Origin of the sequence: Kribbella sp. NPDC005582 (assembly GCF_040605415.1) — a bacterium.
Classification (GTDB): domain Bacteria; phylum Actinomycetota; class Actinomycetes; order Propionibacteriales; family Kribbellaceae; genus Kribbella.
In genome coordinates this window covers 1,158,182-1,179,474 of record NZ_JBEXCU010000002.1, presented here as the reverse complement: position 1 = coordinate 1,179,474, position 21,293 = coordinate 1,158,182, and the positions used below count along the sequence as shown (strand labels likewise).

The following is a 21,293-nucleotide window of genomic DNA, read 5'->3' as shown; positions in this document are numbered from 1 at the left end:
CCAGGGAGACGATCGGATGCCCAGCCGCTTGGACGACGAGCTGCTCAGGCTCGTGAGCGCGGGCGTGCTGCGCCAGTACCAGGCGGAGGCGCTGCGCGCGGCCGCCGACGCCGAAGTCGAGGCGGCCCTGGCCCGGACCCAGCCCGAGCCGACGGCGGCTGTGGCCCCGCCGCCCAAGCCGCGAACGCCGCCCGCCGCCGTCCACTCGAACGCGCTCGTCGAGGTCCTCGGGTACGTCGGTGGTGCGCTGCTGCTCGGTGCAGTGGCGTTGCTCACGCTGGCGAACTGGGGTGAGATGGGTCGCGCCGCCCGGATCAGCACCGGGAGCGTCGCCGCGGTCGTGCTGCTCGGGTCGGCGATCGTGCTGCGGATCTTCCGCCGCCGGGACCAGCTCGCCTCGGCACTGGCCTCGCTCGGCTGCTGTGTCACCGGCTTCGCCACGTACGTCGCGATCGAGGGTGCGGCGGGCCGGGTCATCGGCGTCGTGGTCGCGCTCGCACTGGCCGGTCTCGGACTGTGGTGGCTGGCCGGATCATCGTTGCTGGTGGCAACGTTCGGCATCCTGGCGGTCGGCGTACTGGTGGTGACCGCGGATCTCCTCACGCCGGCCGACGGCTCGGCCTCGAACTCGGCCGGGATCGCCGGGACCGGGTTCATCCTGGTGGCGATCGTGCTGGGCGTGCTCGGGCTGGTCCGCGACCGGCCGACTGCCTGGTCGCTGGCCGGCGCGGCGATGTTCAGCTCGTCGATCTGCTGGCTGATCCAGGAGCGCGGCGAAATCATGGCTCTGGCGGTCGGAACCGCCGGACCGGCCGCACTGCTGGTCGCCTACGGGCGGCAGCGCGCATCGGCGTACGCGGTGGTCGGGTGCTCGATCCTGCTGGTCATCTGGCCGACTGCGCTCTACCAGCTGACGGACAACGTGGCCGGAGTGGCGATCGGTCTTGTCGTCGCCAGCGTGGCCCTGCTGTTCGCCGTACTGCTGCTGAGTCGGCGACGACCGACTACCTGACACGGCGCTGCGTTACACACAAGGGGCGTTGATACGGCAGACTCGCTGAGGTGACTGCTCCCACCCCGGCCCTTGTCGAGCTAGCGGTTGCCCATGGTGTGGCGACGGAGTACTGGAACTGGCAAGGCGAGCATGTGATCGTCCCCAGTGAGGTTGTCTCCACAGTGCTGGCAGCGCTTGGTGTGGATGCGTCCACGCCGGAGAAGGCTGCTGAGGCGCTGGACGAACACCAGTTGGCGCGCTGGCGACGGACGTTGCCCGCCACTGTGGTGATGCGTGCGGGCTGGACGCCGTGGTTCGCCGTGCATCTGCCGCACGGTTCCACTGCTGAGGTGTGGGTGGATCTGGAGGACGGTGGCCAGCGCCGGGACATCTCGCAGCAGGATCACTGGGTCGAGCCGGAGTGGGTCGACGGCATACAGATGGGGGAGGCGACGTACCAGCTGCCGGGTGACCTGCCGCTGGGATATCACCGGCTGTGCGCGCGGGTCGGCGGCAGTCCCGAGATCGCGGTCGGCACGCTGATCGTCACGCCGAGCAAGCTGGAGCCGGAGAAGCTCAACCGCACCTGGGGCTGGGTGCTGCAGCTGTACTCCGTTCGCTCCCGGCGCTCGTGGGGGATCGGGGACCTGCACGACCTCGCCGATCTGGCCGCCTGGTCCGCGAACGACCTGGGTGCCGGCTTCGTGCTGATCAACCCGCTGCACGCCGCCGAGCTGGCCGGTCGGATGGAGCCCTCGCCGTACCTGCCGGCGTCGCGTCGCTTCGGAAACCCGATCTACCTGCGCATCGAGGACATCGACGAGTACGGCGACCTTGCGCCGGCCGAGCGTGATCGCGTGCGAGCACTCAGCCTGCAGGCGCGCGCTCTGAGCGAGGACGCGAACGCGCTGGACCGGGACACGGTCTGGGCGGTCAAGCGCGAGGCGCTGCAACTGCTGTTCGGCGTGCGGCCTTCGATCGGCCGCATCGCGGAGTACGGCGCGTACTGCGACCGTGAGAACCAGGGACTCGTCGACTTCGCCACCTGGGCGGCGATCTCCGACGTCCATGGGCCGGAGTGGAGCAAGTGGCCCGAGGAACTGCAGGACCCGACCAGTCCCGCAGTCACAGCGTTCCGCAACGACAACCCGGACGCTGTGGAGTTCCACTGCTGGTTGCAGTGGCAGATGGACGACCAACTCGCCCGCACGCAGGCCAGGGCCAAGTCGGCGGGGATGTCGTTGGGCATCGTCCATGACTTGGCGGTCGGCGTCCATCCGGACGGTGCGGACGCTTGGGCGCTGCAGCACGTGCTCGCGCAGGGCATCCACGTCGGGGCGCCGCCGGACGCGTTCAACCAGCAGGGACAGGACTGGTCACAACCACCATGGCGACCGGACGCGCTCGCCGAGACCGGGTACGCCGCTTGGCGCGACCTGGTGCGCGCAGTGATGCGCCACGGCGGCGGACTGCGGATCGACCACATCCTCGGCATGTTCCGGCTGTGGTGGGTCACCTCGCCGGAGCGGCCGACCGAGGGCACCTACGTGCGCTACGACCACGAAGCTCTGATCGGCATTCTCGTTCTGGAGGCCACCCGCGCCGGGGTGACTGTGGTGGGGGAGGACCTCGGCACAGTCGAGCCGTGGGTGCGTGACTACCTGACGGAACGCGGCGTGCTCGGTACGTCGGTGCTGTGGTTCGAGCGCGACGCGGACGGCAAGCCGCTCGCACCGGAGCGCTGGCGAGAGCTGTGCCTGGCCACCGTCACCACGCACGATCTCCCGCCGACCGCGGGCTACCTGGCCGGCGACCATGTCGAGCTGCGCAACCGGCTCGGTCTGCTGACCCGCCCGGTCGCCGAAGAGTTGGCCGTGGACGAGGCGGACCGCGACGCCTGGCTGACAGCGCTGCGCGAGCGCCACCTGCTCCGCTACACCGACGGCGACGTCGAGCGCATCGTCGAAGCACTGCACCAGTACGTCGCTCACACTCCGTCGAAGCTGGTGGGTGTCGCACTGACCGATGCGGTCGGAGAACGGCGTACCCAGAACCAGCCGGGCACCACGGACGAGTATCCGAACTGGCGGATTCCGCTCGGCGGTCCGGCGGGCGAACCGGTTCTCGTCGAGGACCTACCGAACAATCTCCGACTCCGCCGCCTCATCGGCGCACTGACAATCTAGCTTTCCGTATTTCCGCGGTCACGAGTTGTTGACAATAGATTTGAAGAGTTGTTTTCTATTGATCAACCACGAAGGCGCCTTCCTTCACTGTCTCTCCGCCCCACAGTGCAAGGAGTTACCTCATGCTGCGATCACGCAAAGTCAGCATGGCCGGTGTTGCCGTTGGCGCACTGGCCCTGACTTTCAGCACCTCCGTGCCGCTGGCCTACGGCCACGGCTGGACCGACTCGCCGACCAGCCGGGCCAAGTTCTGCCAGACCGGCGCCGCGCAGAACTGCGGCCAGATCCAGTGGGAACCGCAGAGTGTCGAAGGTCCGAAGGGCTTCCCGAACGGCGGTCCCCCCGACGGCAAGATCTGCTCGGCGGGGCTGAGTCAGTTCGCCCCGCTGGACGACCAGCGCAACGGCACCTGGCCGACGAACCGCCTGACCTCCGGTGCGTCGTACACGTTCAAGTGGCACCTGACCGCGCCGCACTCGACGACCGATTTCCGGTACTACATCACCAAGAACGGCTGGAACCAGAACGCCCCGCTGACCCGCTCGGCGCTCGAGCTGACGCCGTTCCTGATCAAGGCCTACAGCGGCCGCCCACCGAACGACTTCTCGCACCCCGGCACGCTCCCGGCCGGCAAGAGCGGCCGGCACATGATCGTCTCGGTCTGGACCATCGCCGACACCGCCAACGCCTTCTACCAGTGCTCGGATGTGAATTTCTGATTCACACAATGTTTGGTAAATAACTTTCTTGGGCATGGCACTCTTTGAAATAACCGCCCCTATTTCAAGGAGTGTCCCCATGAAGGTCGTCCTCCGGCTTTTCGTCGCAGCAGCCGTGGTCGTCGCCGGTCTGCTGCCCACCGTCGAAGCGTCCGCGGTCACCAAGATGACGCACGCGCAGGCAGCCGCCATCTTTAGTGCGGCCGGGATCACCTGGTCGTCCAGCGGCAACTGCTCGGACTGGAACAACTCGACCTGTACGTCGTTCACCAACATCAACGACACCACCGTGTACGGCGTTCGCACGCTGAAGCAGTCCAGCGGGTGCGCGGTGAACATCACCGGCGGGACCGAGACCGGCCACGCCAGCGGCACCTACAGCCACCGCAACGGCTACAAGGTCGACATCTCGGTCTACACCTGTGTCAGCAACTACATCCGGGGCACGTTCACCCGGATCGCGGACCGGGGTGACGGCGCCCAGCAGTGGCGCTCGGGTGCCGGCAACATCTACGCCAACGAGGGCAACCACTGGGACATCACCTACTACAACTGCGGTGGCTGCTGACGGCCCGCGCCGCGGGGAGTACTAGGCTGCGGGTGTGATTGTTCAGCTGTCCGGCCACACGGTGTTGGTGTTCGTCGGGATTCCGTTGTTGGTGGTCGCGGTGCTGGCGCTGCTGGTGTTCGCGGGGTCGATCGCGAGCGGGCCGCGGTACCGGCCGGGGTTGTCCTGGTGGGCGCCGCCGGTCTGGATCAACGGACCGGTCGCGACCAAGCCAGACCCTGCCAACCTGCCTGAGCTGCCCGCCGCGCCAGGGACCCCCGCGACTGCCGCTGCCGGCGTCGCTCGTACGACCGGAGGCGCAAGTGCCAGTTGGTGACGCGTTCACACCCGACCAGCTCTACGACATCGAGCGCGCGGTCCGGAACGCCGAGGAGGCGTCCGGCCTGCGCTTCTCGGTGTACGTCGGCGGAGCGGACTCGGAGACCCGTCCGTTCGCCGTCGAGCTGCTGAACGAGCTCGAGGACCCGGACCACACCGTCCTGGTGTACGTCGACCCGGCCGGTCGCCGGCTGGAGATCGTCACCGGCGCCGAGGCGAAGCGGCAGCTGTCCGACACCGCGGCCGGTCTGGCTGCGCTGACGATGCAGACGTCGTTCGCCACCGGTGACCTCACCGGCGGTCTGGTCACCGGTGTGCAGCAGCTGGGCGCGAACGCGCACCAGGCACCACTGCTGCACGCCAACGAGCCGCACAAGCAGTGACCCGGGCTCTGCAGCCGCACCGCATCGAGCTGGACGACGTCGTACTGCGTCAGTTCGAACCCTCCGACGAGGAGGCGGTGGCCGAGGCGCTACAGGACCCTGACATCCTGCGCTGGACCGCGGGGACTGCGGTGATCCGCACTCCCGCGGCCCAGCGGGCGCGGCGCTGGCTGGAGCCGCGCCTGGACGCGTGGTCACTCGGCAATGCCGTCTTCGCGATCGCGGACCGTGCCACTGACCGGGTGCTCGGCAGTGTCGCCCTGCGCGATGTGCATCGGATCCCGGACCAGGCGGTCGCCGCCTACTGGGTCAGTCCGGCCGCGCGGGGCCGCGCTCTCGGAGCCCGCGCTCTGGACGCTGCCGCCAGCTGGGCCTTCACGCCAGGCGGGTTAGGGCTGCACCGCATCTCCCTCGACCACTCGCTGGTCAACGAGGGGTCCTGCCGGGTCGCGCTCCGGGCCGGGTTCCAGCTGGAAGGCACCATGCGGGACTACTACGTCGAAGTGAACGGTGACCGGCACGACTCGCATCTGCATGCGCGTCTGGCGACCGATCAGCGGCCGCCGACCGCCGGTTCGTAGGTCGGGCACGCGGGGCTCTTGTAGGCGCGCTGCGTCTTCGGCGCGGAGCACAGGTCCAACATCTGAGCCGAGGTGGCGCCAGGACCGAGATAGACGACCCACGTGTTGAGCATCGCGTCACCTGAGCTGTTGGCGATGCCCGGGTACTGGCCGTTCACCAGCATGGCCTTCGCAGGCACACCAGCTGAGATGACCCTGGCTGCCGCGGCCTGGGCGACCTGGCCGGCATCCGGCCCGACGTCCGACGAGAACTTGTCCAGCACCGCGATCCACTGGCCGGGCTTGAACCGGGGCGAGGTCGGACCGGTGTCCGGCGGCGCTGAGGTCGTCGCCTTGGCAGCCGACCGGCTCGACGGCGGTTTGCGATCGGCCTTCGAGGCGACCGTGGGGTGCGCACTCGGCGTCGGTGTCGACGCCGCGCTGTCCGGTACGGAGGCCGCCCGGACAGGAACGTCGGCCGGCGGCGCGGACTCGCCCCTGGTCAGGATGAAGGCAGAGGTGCCCGCGATCGCGGCGGTCGCCACAATGGCGGCACCGACCGCACTGCGCGAACGCTGCGGCTGTTTCTTCCGGCGATGTGATGTCACGGCACAGGACCCCTCCCCAGGTCTCTCCGGTGGAGCTTAAACCGATCCGGGCCAGAAGTGAGCGTTCTTCAGGTGGCGGAAATCTCCTTCTGCACAAGGGCATCGCAGTCCGCGCACACCTCCTCACTGTCTGCCGACCAGCAATCGTTTGATGGCTACAGGTCGCGTTCGCGCTACCACTGTCCGGGTCTACGGGTGATGGTGGCGCGAAAACTGCGTTGAGAGCCTGCCAAGCATGAGAAGACGAGTTTTCGCCGCCATCGCGGTGACGCTGGCGACAGCCGCCGTACCGGTGAGTGCCGAGGCCGGTCGGTCCACACTGCAGCGAGATGCCGACCGGATCGTCGCCACCGGCGTGACCGGCGTACTGGTTCGGGAGACCTCACCACATCGTTCACGGACGGCGGTCAGCGGCGTACGGGTGCTTGGTGGCGGTGCGCCTCGTACCGACGGCCGCTTCCGGATCGGCAGCACGAACAAGGTGCTGGTTGGGACTGTGGTGCTTCAGCTGGTCGCCGAAGGGCGCATGCGGCTGGATGACTCGGTGGAGAAGTGGCTGCCTGGTCTGGTCCGGGGGACCGGCTATGACGGTCGGAAGATCACCATCCGGCACCTGTTGCAGCACACCGCCGGCATCAGTGACGAGAGCTTCCCCACGATCGAGACTGCTGAGCAGTACTACGCGGACCGCTATCGCGTGCACACCGAGGAGGAGATCGTGCAAGCCGGGCTGCGCAACAAGCCCACCTTCCAGCCGGGCAAGGGGTGGGACTACTCGAACACCGGCTACGACTTGATCGGCCTGATGATCAAGGCGGTCACCGGACGTACCTGGTACGACGAAGTCCACCGCCGCATCGTCCGTCCGCTGCACCTGCAGGACACGTACTTCCCGGGAACCGCCCCGGGGATCAACGGCCCGCATGCGCACGGCTACACGCGGTTCAACCCCGGTGAGTACATCGACACGACAGAGCTGGTCGACGCTGACGCGTCCGGCGGCTACATCTCCACACTGAAGGACCTGGACCGGATCGTCCGGGCGATCTTCGACGGACGGTTGCTGAAGCCTGCTCAGCTGCGTGAGCTGAAGTCGACCGTGCCGGTCGGCAGCCAGGCGGAGTTCTGGCCGGATGCCGCCTATGGTCTCGGCGTTTTCTCCCGATCGCTGCCGTGCGGTGGCACGGTGTGGATCCCGAGTGGTGACCAGATCGGTTACCGAACCCGTACGGCGGTCAGCGCAGACGGGAAGCGCAGTGTGGTGGTGTCCATGTCCAGCCAGCTGTACGACTCGATGGAGGCCCTGCTGGCTCAGGAGAAGGCAGCCAGCCAGCTGATCGACGACGTCATGTGCCGCTAGGGATTCCGTCGGGCTTCGGGAGGGGACGGGTGTCGAGTGCGTCCTCCAGCCAGGAGTCCACGTCGACGCCGCCACCCAGGATGTGTGTCACGTACGCCGTCCGTTCGTGGCTGAGTACCTCCAGCTCCCAAACGCTCGGCGCGACGCCGGTCGGTACCGGGCGCAGGTCGTCGACGTCCAGACCGCTGAACCTGCTCAACCTGGACTGGTAGTCCTTCGCCCAGCTCTGCACGACGAGGTACGCACCGTCGTCACTCAAATGCAGTACGACGACGGCCAGCCCGACCGAGCCCATCGCTTCGTCGAAGTCGAGCTGCCTGCCGGCGGCGGACCGCGCGAAGCCGACCATCTGGTCGTCCCACTGCCGGCCGCGCGCTGTGATGATGTACGGCTTCACCAGCCGGTGCGGGTCCCGCCAGGGGAGCAGGGGGATGACAGGGCGCGGGCGGTACGCCTCGGCGAGTCCAGTCAGCGCGACAGCGGCTGCACCGGCCAGGGCGGGGTCAGAAGCAGGCATCGCCTCTGTTCTACCCCGGCCGGGTGCACGCTGTCGCGTTAAGGCCTAGCCCGCGTCGCGGGCCTGGGCGGCGATGGCGCGGGTCAGGTCGGCCTGCGCCTCGGAGACGTAGCGACGGGTCGGGGCGTCGACGGTCGTCGACTCCGCGGCCAGCCAGTCGGTGAGTGCGTCCAGGGCCGGCTGCTCGGCCAGGTTGCGCGGCGAGAGGTAGACCAGCACGTTCTCACCCATGGACGAGCCGAGACGCGTGTAGACGTCCTTGGCCGCCGTCAGGTACTTCTCGACGTACGGCCGGAGCAGGTCCTCCTGGCCGGGCTGCTGGAAGCCCAGGATGGTCCGGAACTGCGTCTCGTTCGGAGTGTCTCCGGACTCGACGGCGATCCGCCACGCCTCTTCCTTGGCCTCGGCGGTCGGCCGTGCGGCGCGCGCCTGGGCCGCCCGCTCGCCACCGGTGATGGTGGTGTCGCGCGTCAGCTCGTCGTCGATCTCGTCGGCGCCGATCCGGCCCAGCCGGGCCAGTGCGACGATCAGCGTCCAGCGCAGGTCGGTGTCGACGACCAGACCCTCGGGAAGCTCCCGACCGTCCAGCCAGCCGGCCAGCCGGTCCGCACCGGCCGCGGAGAAGACCGCACTGGCGTAGGCGCGGACGAACGCGAGCTGGTGGTCGCTACCGGCCTCTGCACCGGCGACCAGCTCGGCCAGCGTCTCTTCGAACTGCGCCCGCAGCCCGTCCCGGTTCTCCGGAGCGGAGTACAGGTTGATGGCACTGGTGACCTGGGAGAGCAGGGACCGCACACCGGTCAGGTCGCTCTCGGCCCGGATACCGCGCAGCACCATGCCGACGTACTGGCTGGCGGGCATCTCGGCGTCGCGGGTCATGTCCCACGCCGCACCCCAGGCGAGCGCCCGGGGCAGCGACTCGGCCAGCTGGTCGATCGACTCGACCAGGGTCTGCCGGGAGCGCTCGTCGAGCCGGATCTTCGCGTAGGTGAGGTCGTCGTCGTTCAGCAGCACGAGATCCGGCTGCGTGGCCCCGACGAGGTCGGACAGCTCAGTGCGGGCACCGTCGATGTCCACCTCGAAGCGCTCGGTCCGGACCAGGCCTTCGTCGGTACGCCGGTACAGGCCGACCGCCAGCCGGTGCGGGCGCAGTACGGGGAACGCCTCGATCGCGGTCTGCTCGATCGCGAACGACGTGAACTTGCCCTCGGCATCGACCGCGAAGTCGGCGTGCAAGGTGTTCACCCCGGCGGTCCGCAGCCAGCGCTCGGTCCAGTCGTCGAGGTCGCGGCCGGAGGCCTTCTCGAGCGGCTTGAGCAGGTCGGCCAGCTCGGTGTTGCCGAAGGCGTGATCGGCGAAGTACTCCTTCAGTGCGGTGATGAACGTGTCCTCACCGACGAACGCCACCAGCTGCCGCAGCGTGGAGGCGCCCTTGGCGTAGGTGATGCCGTCGAAGTTCACCTCGACCGCGTGGAAGTCGACCATGTCGGCCGCGATCGGGTGCGTCGAGGGCAGCTGGTCCTGGCGGTACGCCCAGTTCTTGCGGGCGTTGCAGAACGTCGTCCAGGCGCCGGCGTACTTGGTGGTCGCGGTCGCCTGCGCCCAGTGCGAGGCCCACTCGGCGAAGGACTCGTTCAGCCACAGGTCGTCCCACCAGGTCATCGTGACCAGGTCGCCGAACCACATGTGCGCGAGCTCGTGCAGCACGGTGTTCGCGCGGCTCTCCAGCTCGGCGTGCGTGGTGCGGCTGCGGTAGATGTACTCGTCGCGAATGGTCACGCAGCCCGCGTTCTCCATCGCGCCCATGTTGTACTCCGGCACGAACGCCTGGTCGTACTTGTGGAACGGGTACGGCGTCCCGAAGGCCTTCTCGAACAGCTCGAAGCCCTGCTTGGTCACCTCGAACAGGTCCTCGGTGTCCAGCGAGTCCTTGAGCGACGGCCGGCACAGCAGGGACAGCGGGTAGGTCCCGTTCGGGCCCTCGTAGGCGTCCGTCACCACGTGGTACGGACCGGCCACCACAGCGGTGATGTACGTCGACATTCGCTCGGTCGGCGGGAACTCCCAGCGGGCCAGCTCCTCGCCGCTCGGACCGGCGTACGGCGTCGGCTCGGGGGTGGGGGAGTTGGAGATGACGACCCAGCGGGCCGGGGCGGAGACGGTGAACGTGAAGGGTGCCTTGAGGTCGGGCTGCTCGAAGGTGGCGAAGACCCGGCGGGCGTCCGGGACCTCGAACTGCGTGTAGAGGTAGGTCTCCTTGTCGGCCGGATCGACCGAGCGGTGCAGCCCTTCACCGGTCCGCGAGTACAGACAGTCCGCGACCACGCGCAGCTCGTTGGCGGCGGCCAGGCCGTCCAGCTGGATGCGCGCGCCGTCGTAGACCTCGTCGGGGTCGAGAGCGCGGCCGTTCAGCGTGAGCTCGCGGACCTTGTCGGCGATCAGGTCGGCGAAGGTGCTCGCGCCCTCGGTGGCCGCGAAGGTGATCGTGGTCACGGACGGGTACGTCGGCGCTCCACTCGGGGCGTTGGTCAGGTCCAGCTCGACGGAGTAGCTGACATCGCTGACCACACCCGCACGGGTCCGCGCCTCATCGCGCGTCAGGTTGGTTCCAGGCATATCGGCATCCTATGCACCTGACCGGCGCGTTGGTCGCGGGTTTCCCCGCGACATCGGGGGATGGATACCAAGCCGGTATCACTTTCTTGAAGTTTGTATGATCGTGAACATGACTGCCTCCGCCGATTTCTGGTTCGACCCGGCCTGCCCCTGGGCCTGGATGACGTCCCGCTGGATGCTCGAGGTCGAGCAGGTCCGCGACGTGACGACGACCTGGCACGTGATGAGCCTGGCCGTCCTGAACGAAGACCGCGACGAACACGACGCCAACTGGCAGCGCAAGCTCGGCCGGGTCCGGGTGCTGATCGCCGCCGAGCAAGCCCACGGCAACGAGGTGCTGCTGCCGCTTTACACCGCGCTCGGCCGCCGGATCCACAACGAGGGCCGGGGCGGCAGCGACGAGTCGGTGCTGCCCGAGGCACTGGCCGAGGTCGGTCTGCCGGCCGCGCTGATCGAGGCCGCCGACACCGACCGGTACGACGAGGCGCTGCGCAAGTCGCACCACGCCGGCATGGACCAGGTCGGCATGGAGGTCGGTACGCCGGTCATCTCGGTCGCGGGAACCGCGTTCTTCGGACCGGTCGTCACCCCGGCCCCGAAGGGTGAAGCGGCCGGCAAGCTGTGGGACGGCGTCCTGCTCGTCGCCAACACCGACGGCTTCTTCGAGATCAAGCGCAGCCGCGACCGCGATCCCGTCTTCGACTGAGCACCATGTTTGAAACGGAAAGTTTCGGTCTGTGGTTCAAGGCTTGAACTGAGCGCCCTGTGCCGGTGAAGGTTGCTCACCAACGGGAATTCTTCAAGTGGTGAGTAGGTGTCACATGACGTTGCGTGACGAGCGGTCCGAGCTCGATGTCGTCCCCGCCGGCGTGACCGCCGGATTCGCCGTGTTCGACCGCGAGGCCGGCCGGTTCGTCCAGGAGTCCAACGCGGACCACCGGTTTCGCTCCGCCTCGGTGGTGAAACTGCTGATCGTCCTCGACCTGCTCTGGGACCGCGGACCGGCATACGGCGTCGAGCCCGCGGACCAGGCCCGGCTCGAGGTGATGCTGCGCAGCAGCGACGACGACGCGGCCAGTTACTACTGGGACCACAACGGCGGTGCGGCGATCGTCGAGCGGATGGTGCGGCGGCTCGGGCTGACCCACACCGAGGGCCCGCCGCCTACGCATCCGGGGTTCTGGGGCTACGTCGCGATCACCGCCGCCGACACGGTCCGGATCTATCGCTACATCCTCGATCACGCACCTCTGCCGGTCCGCCGGCTGGTGATGGACCTGCTGCACCAGCCCACGCGCTATGGCACCGACGGGTTCGACCAGTACTTCGGGATCGCCTCGGTATTCGATCCTGATTTCAGCATCAAGCAAGGCTGGTCGGGCTTTCTCGGCTCCAGCGGCTACGGCAGCGACCGGTCCAAGCCGGTGAACACGCTGGACCTGGTCAGCGACGCACTGCACACCACGGGCACGGTCGGGAAGGACGACCGGTGCATCGTCTCCGTGTACACGCTGCACCCGAAGGGGACGCAGTACGGGAAGGCGTACACCGACGTGACCCGGCTGACCCGGTCGCTGATCGTTCCGGGCGGAGTGCGGAGCAGCGGGAGCTGGCTGGCCACCACTGGTGAGGGAGTGCGAGTCCGGACCGCCCCGAACACCTCCTGCGGGATCCTGGGCATGCTGCCGGCCGGAGTCGAGGTTCTGGTCAGTGGACAGAAGCAGGGCGAGCTCATCGACGTACCGCCGCGGTCCAGCGACTGGTGGGCCTATCTGCCCAAGTACGGCGGCTACGTGACCACTGTGTACGTCGGCTCCGATACACCCAAGCTGCCAGGCGTTCCGGTGTATCAGTAGATTGCAGCCCATGCGAGTGCACATCGGCTCTGACCATGCCGGCTTCGAGCTCAAGAATCATCTGGTTCAGCACCTCACCGCTGCTGGCCACGACGTCGTCGACCACGGCCCGGCCGTGTACGACGCGGTCGACGACTACCCGCCGTACTGCCTGCGGGCCGGTGCCGGTGTGGTCGCGGACCCGGGCAGTCTCGGCATCGTGGTCGGCGGCTCCGGCAACGGCGAGCAGATCGCGGCGAACAAGGTGAAGGGCATCCGGGCCGTGCTGGCCTGGAGCACCGACACCGCCAAGCTCGGCCGCGAGCACAACAACGCCAACGTCATCAGCATCGGCGCCCGGATGCACTCGACCGAGGAGGCGACCGGGTTCGTGGAGACGTTCCTGGCCACCGACTACTCCGGCGAGGAGCGCCACACCCGCCGGATCGACATGCTCAGCGCCTACGAAGAGACCGGCGAACTGCCGCCGCTTTCCTGATCCTGATCCTCCGGAGGCTGGACCCCGCGGCGTTTGAACGGCTCTCGTGGCCGGGAGACGTCGCGGGCCCGCATCGACCGGCCGATGCCGACCACGGCCGGTGTGGCCGGTCCGGACCGGCCCTTCGGCGTACCACCTGCAATCCCCATAAGAGGAATCATGCCTGAAGGCCACACTCTGCACCGGCTGGCGAACGACGTCTGGGACGCTTTCGGCGGCCGGCCGGTCCGGGCGAGCAGTCCGCAGGGCCGCTTCGTCGACGGCGCGGCGCTGCTCGACGGCCACGTCCTGCGGCTGACCGAGGCCCACGGCAAACACTTCCTCGCCGACTTCGAGGGCGCCGGCTGGCTGCACATCCACCTCGGTCTGATCGGCAAGGTCGACTTCGGCGCGGCCCCGGTGCCGGAGCCGGTCGGCCAGGTCCGCCTGCGGCTGCAGAACGACACGGCGTACGCCGATCTGCGCGGAGCGACCGTGTGTGAGGTCATCACCGACGACGAGCGCGAGACGTTGATCTCCCGGCTTGGCCCGGACCCGCTGCGCGACGACGCCGACCCGGAGCTCGCGTGGAAGCGGATCCATCGCAGCAAGCTGCCGATCGGGCAGCTGCTGATGAACCAGGACGTACTGAGCGGCGTGGGCAACGTCTACCGCGCCGAGGTGCTGTTCCGCGCCAAGCTGCACCCGATGACGCGCGGCCACCTGGTCAAGAAGCGTGAGTGGCAAGGCATGTGGGACGACCTGCTCGAGCTGATGAAGTACGGCGTCGAGACCGGCCGCATCGACACCGTCGCCGCCGACCACACGCCCGAGGCGATGGGCCGCGACCCACGCCAGGACGACCACGGCGGCGAGGTCTACGTCTACCGCCGCCAGGGCCAGCGCTGCCATGTCTGCCACTCGGTGATCCGCACCGAGATCATGGCCGGACGCAACCTCTTCTGGTGCCCCAAGTGCCAGCGCACGGGACTCACCCGCAAGTAAGTCTGAACAGTTATCAAGTTTTTTGATGCGCGGACCTGGGAGTGCCGTTATCTTCTTCACACCATGATCAGGAGTCGCGGTCGCGCTGTTGTACGACGAGTCGGCCGCCTGGTCGTCGCGGTGGTCAGACGCGCCCGCCGCGTGCACCCCTTGGCGTTCTTCGCGCTGCTCTCGCTGGAGCTGGTGTTCGCTGCCGCCAGTACTGCGTGGCCGACCCATGTGCCGGCCTCGACGCTGGTGATTCCGCTGTTGCTGGGCGGCATGGTTCTGGGCTTCCGGCAACTGGTGGCGCTGACCCTGGTCACGTTGATGATCGCGTCGTTCGTGCTGGCCTCGCGTGAGCAGCCCACCCCGACGACAGGCTTCCTGCTGGTGCTCGGCACGATCGGCTGGATAGTCATCGCGGGGGCGAAGGTGCGTAACCAGCTCGGGGTGCCCGGAACGCGGGGCGAGTCGATGCTGATGGAGCTGCGGGACACGCTCACCGCCCAGGGCGAGCTGCCGCCGCTGCCCGCCGGGTGGCGTGCGGAGGTGGCGATCCGGTCGGCCGGGAAGTCGAAGTTCTCCGGCGACTTCGTGGTCTCGACCGCGCGCGAAAACTTCCTGGAGGTCGCGCTGGTCGATGTCTCGGGCAAGGGTGTCGACGCCGGTACCCGGGCCTTGTTGCTGTCGGGCGCCTTCGGTGGGCTGCTGGGCGTCGTACCGGTGGCTGACTTCTTGCCCGCGGCCAACGGTTATCTGCGCAGGCAGGACTGGGAGGACGACTTCGCGACCGTCGTCCATGTCGCGGTCCAGCTCGACACGGGAGCGTTCTGCGTCCGTACGGCGGGGCATCCGCCGGCGATCCAGTTCGACGCGTGGTCGGGGCGGTGGCAGACCCGGGACGCCGACGGGCCGTTGCTCGGATTGATGGAAGCACCGGAATTCGCGCCGAACCACGGCGTACTGAAGCCGGGCGACGCGCTGTTCCTCTACAGCGACGGCATGGTCGAAACACCGCGCCGCGACATCGGGCGCGGTACCGACCGGCTCGCCGGGCACGCGGAACGCCTGGTGGCACAGGGATTCCGGGGTGGTGCGGCCGAGCTGGTCACCGCGGCCGGGGGCCCCGACGACGACTCCGCGATCGTGATCATTCACCGGCTCGCCCATTCCTGACCGCCGTACCGGCCCGCGATGGCGTAGCCTGCTCCGTCGTGACGAGTGCTGGGATGCGTGACACGGACACCGCTGCGGATCGGAGTGCGCCGGATGTCTCGTTCGACGAGCTGATCGCGTCGATGCCCGAGGAGCTGCGCTCGGTCTTCCCGCCGACCAGCTGGCAGCTCGAGAAGCTCTGGGCGCTGGACCTCAAGGTCGAACCGATCGAGGTCGCCGACCTGGTCTGGATGTTCGAGCTGCCGCTGTGGCAGCTCGACGGCGAACGCTTCAAGGTCACGCCGAGCCAGGTCGCCGAAACCCCGATGAACTTCCGCCCGCACTACCAGCGGGTGATGGACGCGGACCTGGACTTCCCGATCAACCTGGTCGCGTACCGCGGCCGGCTGGTCGTGCTGGACGGCGTGCACCGGCTGCTGAAGGCGCATTTCCTGCGCCGGCGCTGGATCGAAGCGACGATCGCGACCGCCACGCAGTTACAGTCGTGTGCGCCCTGACGTCGCCGTGACACCGCGCCGTGATTGTGGATGTTGATGCGTCACCATTAACATGGCCGGTATGACCACCAACGACGAGTACGTTCCGAGCGCTTCCGACTTCGCGCGCGGCCATGTGGACCAGATCCTCGAGGCCGGCACCACCGACGTGGCCGATGTGATGGGCCTGAAGGTCGTCGTGCTGACGATGCGGGGCGCCAAGTCCGGCAAGATCCGCAAGACCCCGGTGATGCGGGTCGAGCACGACGGTGTGTACGCCGCGGTCGCCTCGCTCGGCGGCGCGCCGAAGCACCCGGTCTGGTACTTCAACCTGAAGGCCGACCCGAACGTGAACGTGCTCGACGGCGAGGTCGCCAGCGACTTCGTGGCGCGCGAGATCGAGGGCGCCGAGTACGACGAGTGGTGGGCCCGCTCGGTCGCCGCCTACCCGCCGTACGAGGAGTACCAGACCAAGACCGACCGGAAGATCCCGATCTTCCTGCTCGAGCCGGTCAAGTAAGTTCTCTGGCAGTTCTCGGCGTGTGTGGTCCGGCCGATGCAAAGGTCAGGACGTGGTCTGTGAGACGCTGGCGGCGGCCGGATCGTGTCGATCCGGCCCGGCGCGCTGCGCCGAACTCTGGGCCGTTTGAGTTCTGGGAGTCGTCCTGACCACACACGACGCGGTGCGGGAGCCGTTCGTCGGGTCGACGCGGTTGCGTCTGGCCGGATTCGCGCTGCACGCCTATACCGCGAGCGGAACCGTTCTCGCGCTGCTGATCGTCATCGCCGCCATCGACGGCGACGCCGTCCGGGCGCTCTGGCTGGGGCTGCTCGCGCTCTTCATCGACGGCACCGACGGGATGCTCGCTCGCCGGCTTCGGGTCAAGGAAACGATCCCGTGGTTCGACGGCGCGATGCTCGACAACATCGTCGACTACCTGACGTACGCGTTCGCGCCGATCGTGCTGCTCTGGACCGGCCACTACCTGCCCGGCGGCGGCTGGGGTGCGGTGCTCGCCGCGCTGCCGCTGCTTGCCTCCAGCTACCAGTTCTGCCGCACCGACGCGAAGACCGACGACCACTTCTTCCTCGGCTTCCCCAGCTACTGGAACGTGGTCGCCTTCTACGTGGTGATCCTCGGTCTCAGCCCGACCACCACCGGCCTGATCCTGGTCATCTGCTCGATCCTGGTCTTCGTCCCGGTCAAGTACGTCTACCCGTCCCGGACCAAGGTCTTCCGGTCGCTGAACCTGCTGACGACCGCGATCTGGATGGCGTCGTACGCCGTCCTGCTGGCGCAGATGCCGAACCCGAACGCGATCGTGGTCGCGATCTCGCTGGCCTACCTGGTGTACTACGGCGGGCTCAGTCTGTACCTGACGTTCTGGGTGCCGCGCCGCAAGGTCGGCTGACTTGATCCTCGGTCTCGGCTCGGCGCTCGGCGCCGCGGTGCTGTTCGGTATCGCCTCGATCCTGCAGGCGGTGGGCTCCCGCAAGGTGCCGACGGAGTCCGAACTCGATCCGCGACGGTTCTTCAGGTTTGTCGTCGCGCTGCTCCGGCAGCCCCCCTTCCTCGGTGCCCTGGTCCTGCAGCTGGCCGGCTTCGGCCTGCACTTCGTCGCCCTCCGCCTGCTGCCGCTCTACCTGGCCCAGGCCGGCATCGCGGTCAGCCTCGTCGTCACCGCCCTGCTCGCGACCCGGCTGATGTCGGACCACCTGAGTCCGGTGGAGTGGGCCGCGATCGTCGGAGTCGTCGTCGGCCTCGGCCTCCTGGCGGTCTCCTCCGGCGACGCAGGCCCCAACGTCCAGCACCACGGTCTGACGATCGGGGTTGTCGTCGGGTTGATTGCGATCGCCGTCCTCGGTGCCCTCGTCACCCGCTCCCAGCACGGCCTCGCCACCGCTCTACTCGGCCTCCTCGCCGGCCTCGGCTATGCGGGCGTCGCGATCTCTGCCCGGTTGTTGCAGGACGGTTCTCTTGGCGAACTACTGCGCAGTCCGACGGCGTACACGCTTCCGCTGAGTGGTGCGCTGGCGTTCGTCCTGTACTCGCTCGCGCTCCAGCGTGGCTCAGTCACGCTCGCGACCACGCCGATGATCGCCCTGCAGACCATCACGCCTGCTGTTGTCGGCGTCGCCGTACTGTCCGACGCTGTGCGCGCCGGCTGGTGGCCCTTGGCTGTGCTGGGCTTCGTCCTGTCCGCGGCTGGCTCTGTGGTCCTCGTCCGCTTCGAATCCGTCAAATAGACTGTGTGACCGGCGTCACATTTTCCGGCTGTCGAGTTCGGTACGGCCGGGTCGACGCAGTGGTGTCAGCAGCAACCACCTGAAGGAGACATTCCGATGCGCACTCTGATCACCACCGCGTTCGTTTCGCTCGACGGCGTCGTCGAGGCTCCGGGCGGCGAAGCGGGGTACCGGAACGCCGGTTGGACGTTCAAGGACATCGCGATGGACGAGGCGGCGTACGAGCTGAAGGGGCAGGAGCAGGACGAGGCCGCCGCGATGATGATGGGCCGTGTCAGCTACGAGTCGTTCGCTCCGGTCTGGCCGGGAATCTCGGACTTCCCGAAGTACAACGCGATGCCCAAGTACGTCGTCTCGTCGACACTGCAGGAGTCGGACCTGGTCACCAACTGGGGCGAGATCACCATCCTGCGGTCGCTGGACGACGTCGCCGCGCTGAAGGAGACCGACGGCGGCCCGATCACCATCCACGGCAGCGCGACCCTGAACCGCAACCTGGCCGATGCCGGCCTGATCGACCGCTACAGCCTGCTCGTCTTCCCGGTCCTGCTCGGCGCCGGCAAGCGGCTGTTCAGCGAGAGCGACAAGGACAAGCAGAGCCTGCGGCTGGTCGACAACGCGTCGTACTCGAACGGCATCCAGAAGCTCGTGTACGACGTCGTCCGCTGACCGCTCTGTCTGGGGAAGTGGCCGCTAGCGTGCCGGCCACTTCCAGGGCGGTTCGTCGAGTGGTCGCTGCCCGGCGATGCTCGTGGCGCCGCGCTCCTTGACCAGCTCGATCGTGTGCACGTCATTGGCCAGCGCCTCCATCGACGCGACGAACGGACGCGAGTGCGTCACCACGATCACCTGCGTCTCCTTCGAGGCCGTGACCACGAGATTCGCCAACGCCGGCAAGAGATCTGGATGCAGACTCGTCTCCGGCTCGTTGAGCACCAGCAACTCCGGCGGTCGCGGCGTCAGCAACGCCGCCACCCACAGCAGGTACCGCAGGGTCCCGTCGGAGAGCTCGGCTCCCGACAGCGGCCGCAGCAGCCCGTACTGCCGGAAGGCGAGCTCGAACCGCCCCGCGTTCTCATGGATCTCGACGCTGCTTCCCGGAAACGCCTGATCGACTGCCTCCGCGACCGCTCCTGCGGGCCCGATCTCCAAGATCGTCTGCAACGCAGCCGCCAGGTCCGCACCGTCCGGCCCGAGGACCGGCGTACGTGTCCCCACCTGCGCCTGGCGCGCCGGCGCGTCCATGTCCGTCCGCAGATGGTCGTAGAACCGCCACGACCGCATCCGCTCCCGCACCTGCAGCAACTCCGGCGCCCGCTGCGGATCCGCGAACTGACTCAGCATGCTGTCGAACGTCTGCAGCTCCGGCCCGCCTCGATCCCACCCGCCACTCTCGGCCCGGATCCGAACCTGACTGTTGCTGCGCTCAACCAGCAACGCCGCCGGCCGCAAGAACGGCCCCGCCCACAGCGCCTCGCGCTTGATCTCCGGATCCCGGCCGAACATCGACCGACTTGGCTGCGGCAACCCGAGGTCCATCAAGTAGCCGTAGTCCTCCGACGCGAACCCCATCCGCAACGTCACCGGCCCGGTCCGCGCCGTCCCCTGCACCGGCCGGTCCTTCCGCACGAACTCCGGCCCCGCCCACAGCGTCGACCCCAGGCCGCCCTCCCGCGCCAACGCCGCCACCGCCCCGTTCCGCGAGGCATCCGCCAGCAGCCGCAAAGCCCGGTACAAGCTCGACTTCCCGGCTCCGTTGGCCCCCGTCACCACGTTCAACCCCCGCAACGGCATCACCACCCGCCGCAACGACCGATAGTTCTCCACCGCCAACGTCGTCAACATCCCGACAGCCAGGGTGGTGTGTAGCGGTTGACGTAGTCGCGCGCACGCTCGGTCGGATCCGCCCAGTACTGGTGGGGCTGGCGATGGACGTGCTTCTCGCAGAACTCCCGGAGGTCGCTGCTGATCGTTTCGACCTCACGGACGGGAAGCCCCTCGAAGGCGCTGTTGGCCTCTAGGAGTTCGGACTCAGGGTTCCATCCGTTGGCATCGAAGGCCCACGTGCCCCAGCGTGCGTACACGTGCAGCGGATGCTCGAAGTCCCCGAGGTACATCGCCGCCAGGCCGAGCTCCTGATCGGGATAGGTGTCCCTGCACACCCAGGCCAGCACATGGCAGGCCCCACTCGCGAAGAACGCTTGATCTGTCCGCTCCCACGAGACTCGTTGATCCGACCGCTCGATCGCGGTCCGCCGAAACACCCCAGACGCCGTCACTGCCATGAACGGGAGCCTAACGACGAGCTCGGACAAGTTTCGGTTCGGAAGCTCTGCAGCCCTGGCAGAGGCACTCGACCACCCCGGCTGGTACGCCGACTTTCACAACAACCACGAGATCTTCGCAGTCTTCCCGCAACGCACCTTCCGCTACTCCCGCGGCGACCAGGCCACCCGAGCCGAAGCCAAGTCCCACGGCCGCTCCTTGGCCATCCCCGAGCCCCAGTTCGACTGGACCGCCTAGCCGCCGCCCACCGGGCGAACCGCCACACCATCACAAGTGCACCCCAGCACCCATCTCCAGGCGTACGCCGGCCCCCGGCCCGCAATCGTGATGGCCTGCGCGTCCGCCCCCACCTGCGCGTCCGCTCCCACGCCTGCGCGTCCGCCCCCACGCCTGACGCCGAACCGCACCTCGCCCAAAGAGCAGCGCCACGTCTCCCGACAACCTCGCTGCTCTTTGTGCACCCAGCTCATCCTTGGGCACCCACCAACCACCCGGAGCTCACGAAAACGACTGATGGGTGCACAAAGCGGTACCTCGTGCACAAAGAGAAGGCGACGCACCTTCGGGTCCGGGATGTGGGTTGGCGAGAAGGTGCCGTCGAGTGGGAACAGTGTGCCGTTGTGCATTGTTTACCGACGGCAATCTCCGCACAGTCGATGCGGGGTGCCTGTGGTGGCGCGTCGACCGGGGTGGTGCGGCGGGCGACGGCGGACCGCCGGCACTCACCAACTCGGGGGATCCCATCCGGTTCACGCTCAGCACGCCATGCCTGGGACGCTCGATAGCCGGTTGATGAGTGGCTCAGGTCCGCGCCCACTCACACCACGGACGCATCCCCACTCCACCAACCCCACGCACGACACCCGCGCGCTGACCTACCCATGCGCACCCACTCACGCGCCCACCAACCCACGCGCACCCACTCGCGGCACCCGCGCGCTCACCTACCCATGCGCACCCGCTCACGCGCGCCCGCGCA

The 21,293-nt window shown here is 68.1% G+C and carries 24 protein-coding genes; 19 read left to right on the top strand and 5 right to left on the bottom strand.

Annotated features, from left to right (window positions below):
* The first annotated feature begins 16 nt into the window (after nucleotides 1-16).
* The 7 genes from ABZS29_RS17190 (at nucleotide 17) to ABZS29_RS17160 (ending at nucleotide 5,749) form a co-directional block, all read left to right on the top strand.
* A complete protein-coding gene (locus ABZS29_RS17190) occupies nucleotides 17-1,012 on the top strand; it encodes a hypothetical protein (RefSeq protein WP_355462880.1) in 996 nt (331 codons plus the stop codon).
* 50 nt (nucleotides 1,013-1,062) lie between these two features.
* Nucleotides 1,063-3,180: a 4-alpha-glucanotransferase gene (gene malQ, locus ABZS29_RS17185; RefSeq protein WP_355462878.1), complete on the top strand. Its 2,118-nt coding sequence runs from the start codon at nucleotides 1,063-1,065 to the stop codon at nucleotides 3,178-3,180.
* Nucleotides 3,181-3,302: 122 nt separating this feature from the next.
* Entirely contained in the window at nucleotides 3,303-3,899 is a 597-nt protein-coding gene (locus ABZS29_RS17180) for a lytic polysaccharide monooxygenase (RefSeq protein WP_355462877.1), read from the top strand.
* 79 nt (nucleotides 3,900-3,978) lie between these two features.
* On the top strand, nucleotides 3,979-4,467 hold the full coding sequence (locus ABZS29_RS17175) for a hypothetical protein (protein WP_355462875.1): 489 nt from the start codon (nucleotides 3,979-3,981) through the stop codon (nucleotides 4,465-4,467).
* 34 nt (nucleotides 4,468-4,501) lie between these two features.
* Nucleotides 4,502-4,783: a hypothetical protein gene (locus ABZS29_RS17170; protein ID WP_355462873.1), complete on the top strand. Its 282-nt coding sequence runs from the start codon at nucleotides 4,502-4,504 to the stop codon at nucleotides 4,781-4,783.
* A complete protein-coding gene (locus ABZS29_RS17165) occupies nucleotides 4,770-5,168 on the top strand; it encodes a DUF5130 family protein (RefSeq protein ID WP_355462871.1) in 399 nt (132 codons plus the stop codon). Before ABZS29_RS17170 ends, ABZS29_RS17165 begins: the two co-directional genes overlap by 14 nt.
* Nucleotides 5,165-5,749 carry a GNAT family protein gene (locus tag ABZS29_RS17160; RefSeq protein WP_355462869.1) on the top strand — a complete coding sequence of 195 codons (585 nt, stop codon included), beginning with the start codon at nucleotides 5,165-5,167 and terminating at the stop codon, nucleotides 5,747-5,749. Before ABZS29_RS17165 ends, ABZS29_RS17160 begins: the two co-directional genes overlap by 4 nt.
* On the opposite strand, the gene ABZS29_RS17155 is transcribed toward ABZS29_RS17160, so the two are convergent.
* Nucleotides 5,722-6,336 carry a hypothetical protein gene (locus tag ABZS29_RS17155; RefSeq protein ID WP_355462867.1) on the bottom strand — a complete coding sequence of 205 codons (615 nt, stop codon included), beginning with the start codon at nucleotides 6,334-6,336 and terminating at the stop codon, nucleotides 5,722-5,724. The genes ABZS29_RS17160 and ABZS29_RS17155 overlap by 28 nt on opposite strands.
* Before the next feature lie 235 nt (nucleotides 6,337-6,571).
* Between ABZS29_RS17155 and ABZS29_RS17150 the strand changes: the two genes are divergently transcribed.
* On the top strand, nucleotides 6,572-7,696 hold the full coding sequence (locus ABZS29_RS17150) for a serine hydrolase domain-containing protein (protein ID WP_355462865.1): 1,125 nt from the start codon (nucleotides 6,572-6,574) through the stop codon (nucleotides 7,694-7,696).
* Here ABZS29_RS17150 and ABZS29_RS17145 read toward each other — a convergent pair.
* Both ABZS29_RS17145 and pepN read right to left on the bottom strand, forming a co-directional pair.
* Nucleotides 7,683-8,213, bottom strand: a complete 531-nt coding sequence (locus tag ABZS29_RS17145) for a hypothetical protein (RefSeq protein ID WP_355462863.1) — start codon at nucleotides 8,211-8,213, stop codon at nucleotides 7,683-7,685. The two genes, ABZS29_RS17150 and ABZS29_RS17145, sit on opposite strands and share 14 nt — an antisense overlap.
* 45 nt (nucleotides 8,214-8,258) lie before the next feature.
* Nucleotides 8,259-10,829 (bottom strand): aminopeptidase N, encoded by a 2,571-nt coding sequence (gene pepN / locus ABZS29_RS17140; protein ID WP_355462861.1) that lies wholly within the window; start codon nucleotides 10,827-10,829, stop codon nucleotides 8,259-8,261.
* A gap of 109 nt (nucleotides 10,830-10,938) precedes the next feature.
* On the opposite strand from pepN, the gene ABZS29_RS17135 reads away from it, so the two are divergent.
* From ABZS29_RS17135 to ABZS29_RS17090, 10 genes are all read left to right on the top strand, one after another.
* The gene (locus tag ABZS29_RS17135; protein ID WP_355462859.1) at nucleotides 10,939-11,535 is read left to right on the top strand and encodes a DsbA family protein; all 597 of its coding nucleotides are present in this window, start codon (nucleotides 10,939-10,941) and stop codon (nucleotides 11,533-11,535) included.
* Between the two features lie 115 nt (nucleotides 11,536-11,650).
* Nucleotides 11,651-12,685 carry a hypothetical protein gene (locus ABZS29_RS17130; protein WP_355462858.1) on the top strand — a complete coding sequence of 345 codons (1,035 nt, stop codon included), beginning with the start codon at nucleotides 11,651-11,653 and terminating at the stop codon, nucleotides 12,683-12,685.
* A gap of 10 nt (nucleotides 12,686-12,695) precedes the next feature.
* Nucleotides 12,696-13,163 (top strand): ribose-5-phosphate isomerase, encoded by a 468-nt coding sequence (locus tag ABZS29_RS17125; protein ID WP_355462856.1) that lies wholly within the window; start codon nucleotides 12,696-12,698, stop codon nucleotides 13,161-13,163.
* Nucleotides 13,164-13,322: 159 nt separating this feature from the next.
* A complete protein-coding gene (locus tag ABZS29_RS17120; RefSeq protein ID WP_355462854.1) occupies nucleotides 13,323-14,147 on the top strand; it encodes a DNA-formamidopyrimidine glycosylase family protein in 825 nt (274 codons plus the stop codon).
* Nucleotides 14,148-14,210: 63 nt separating this feature from the next.
* Nucleotides 14,211-15,305, top strand: coding sequence for a PP2C family protein-serine/threonine phosphatase (locus ABZS29_RS17115; protein ID WP_355462852.1), 1,095 nt, complete (start codon nucleotides 14,211-14,213; stop codon nucleotides 15,303-15,305).
* Between the two features lie 53 nt (nucleotides 15,306-15,358).
* A complete protein-coding gene (locus tag ABZS29_RS17110; RefSeq protein WP_355462851.1) occupies nucleotides 15,359-15,802 on the top strand; it encodes a hypothetical protein in 444 nt (147 codons plus the stop codon).
* 61 nt (nucleotides 15,803-15,863) lie between these two features.
* Nucleotides 15,864-16,301: a nitroreductase family deazaflavin-dependent oxidoreductase gene (locus tag ABZS29_RS17105; RefSeq protein ID WP_355462849.1), complete on the top strand. Its 438-nt coding sequence runs from the start codon at nucleotides 15,864-15,866 to the stop codon at nucleotides 16,299-16,301.
* A gap of 163 nt (nucleotides 16,302-16,464) precedes the next feature.
* The gene (locus ABZS29_RS17100; RefSeq protein ID WP_355462847.1) at nucleotides 16,465-17,193 is read left to right on the top strand and encodes a CDP-alcohol phosphatidyltransferase family protein; all 729 of its coding nucleotides are present in this window, start codon (nucleotides 16,465-16,467) and stop codon (nucleotides 17,191-17,193) included.
* Nucleotide 17,194: 1 nt separating this feature from the next.
* Complete coding sequence (locus ABZS29_RS17095; protein WP_355462846.1) at nucleotides 17,195-18,028, top strand: hypothetical protein; 834 nt, start codon at nucleotides 17,195-17,197, stop codon at nucleotides 18,026-18,028.
* Nucleotides 18,029-18,124: 96 nt separating this feature from the next.
* Nucleotides 18,125-18,697, top strand: coding sequence for a dihydrofolate reductase family protein (locus ABZS29_RS17090; RefSeq protein WP_355462844.1), 573 nt, complete (start codon nucleotides 18,125-18,127; stop codon nucleotides 18,695-18,697).
* A gap of 24 nt (nucleotides 18,698-18,721) precedes the next feature.
* Here ABZS29_RS17090 and ABZS29_RS17085 read toward each other — a convergent pair whose 3' ends face one another.
* Together ABZS29_RS17085 and ABZS29_RS17080 are read right to left on the bottom strand one after the other, a co-directional pair.
* Nucleotides 18,722-19,873, bottom strand: a complete 1,152-nt coding sequence (locus tag ABZS29_RS17085) for an AAA family ATPase (protein ID WP_355462842.1) — start codon at nucleotides 19,871-19,873, stop codon at nucleotides 18,722-18,724.
* Nucleotides 19,867-20,313 (bottom strand): hypothetical protein, encoded by a 447-nt coding sequence (locus ABZS29_RS17080; RefSeq protein WP_355462840.1) that lies wholly within the window; start codon nucleotides 20,311-20,313, stop codon nucleotides 19,867-19,869. The genes ABZS29_RS17085 and ABZS29_RS17080 overlap by 7 nt, the downstream gene beginning before the upstream one ends.
* Between ABZS29_RS17080 and ABZS29_RS17075 the strand changes: the two genes are divergently transcribed.
* Nucleotides 20,312-20,551: a hypothetical protein gene (locus ABZS29_RS17075; RefSeq protein WP_355462838.1), complete on the top strand. Its 240-nt coding sequence runs from the start codon at nucleotides 20,312-20,314 to the stop codon at nucleotides 20,549-20,551. The two genes, ABZS29_RS17080 and ABZS29_RS17075, sit on opposite strands and share 2 nt — an antisense overlap.
* Nucleotides 20,552-21,293: the final 742 nt, after the last annotated feature.

Coding starts and splice junctions, on each gene's coding strand:
- ABZS29_RS17190 (WP_355462880.1), top strand. CDS start 17: ATGCCCAGCCGCTTGGACGACGAGCTGCTCAGGCTCGTGAGCGCGGGC.
- ABZS29_RS17180 (WP_355462877.1), top strand. CDS start 3,303: ATGCTGCGATCACGCAAAGTCAGCATGGCCGGTGTTGCCGTTGGCGCA.
- ABZS29_RS17175 (WP_355462875.1), top strand. CDS start 3,979: ATGAAGGTCGTCCTCCGGCTTTTCGTCGCAGCAGCCGTGGTCGTCGCC.
- ABZS29_RS17150 (WP_355462865.1), top strand. CDS start 6,572: ATGAGAAGACGAGTTTTCGCCGCCATCGCGGTGACGCTGGCGACAGCC.
- ABZS29_RS17145 (WP_355462863.1), bottom strand. CDS start 8,213: ATGCCTGCTTCTGACCCCGCCCTGGCCGGTGCAGCCGCTGTCGCGCTG.
- pepN (WP_355462861.1), bottom strand. CDS start 10,829: ATGCCTGGAACCAACCTGACGCGCGATGAGGCGCGGACCCGTGCGGGT.
- ABZS29_RS17135 (WP_355462859.1), top strand. CDS start 10,939: ATGACTGCCTCCGCCGATTTCTGGTTCGACCCGGCCTGCCCCTGGGCC.
- ABZS29_RS17130 (WP_355462858.1), top strand. CDS start 11,651: ATGACGTTGCGTGACGAGCGGTCCGAGCTCGATGTCGTCCCCGCCGGC.
- ABZS29_RS17125 (WP_355462856.1), top strand. CDS start 12,696: ATGCGAGTGCACATCGGCTCTGACCATGCCGGCTTCGAGCTCAAGAAT.
- ABZS29_RS17120 (WP_355462854.1), top strand. CDS start 13,323: ATGCCTGAAGGCCACACTCTGCACCGGCTGGCGAACGACGTCTGGGAC.
- ABZS29_RS17115 (WP_355462852.1), top strand. CDS start 14,211: ATGATCAGGAGTCGCGGTCGCGCTGTTGTACGACGAGTCGGCCGCCTG.
- ABZS29_RS17110 (WP_355462851.1), top strand. CDS start 15,359: ATGCGTGACACGGACACCGCTGCGGATCGGAGTGCGCCGGATGTCTCG.
- ABZS29_RS17105 (WP_355462849.1), top strand. CDS start 15,864: ATGACCACCAACGACGAGTACGTTCCGAGCGCTTCCGACTTCGCGCGC.
- ABZS29_RS17090 (WP_355462844.1), top strand. CDS start 18,125: ATGCGCACTCTGATCACCACCGCGTTCGTTTCGCTCGACGGCGTCGTC.
- ABZS29_RS17085 (WP_355462842.1), bottom strand. CDS start 19,873: ATGTTGACGACGTTGGCGGTGGAGAACTATCGGTCGTTGCGGCGGGTG.
- ABZS29_RS17075 (WP_355462838.1), top strand. CDS start 20,312: ATGAACGGGAGCCTAACGACGAGCTCGGACAAGTTTCGGTTCGGAAGC.
- ABZS29_RS17080 (WP_355462840.1), bottom strand. CDS start 20,313: ATGGCAGTGACGGCGTCTGGGGTGTTTCGGCGGACCGCGATCGAGCGG.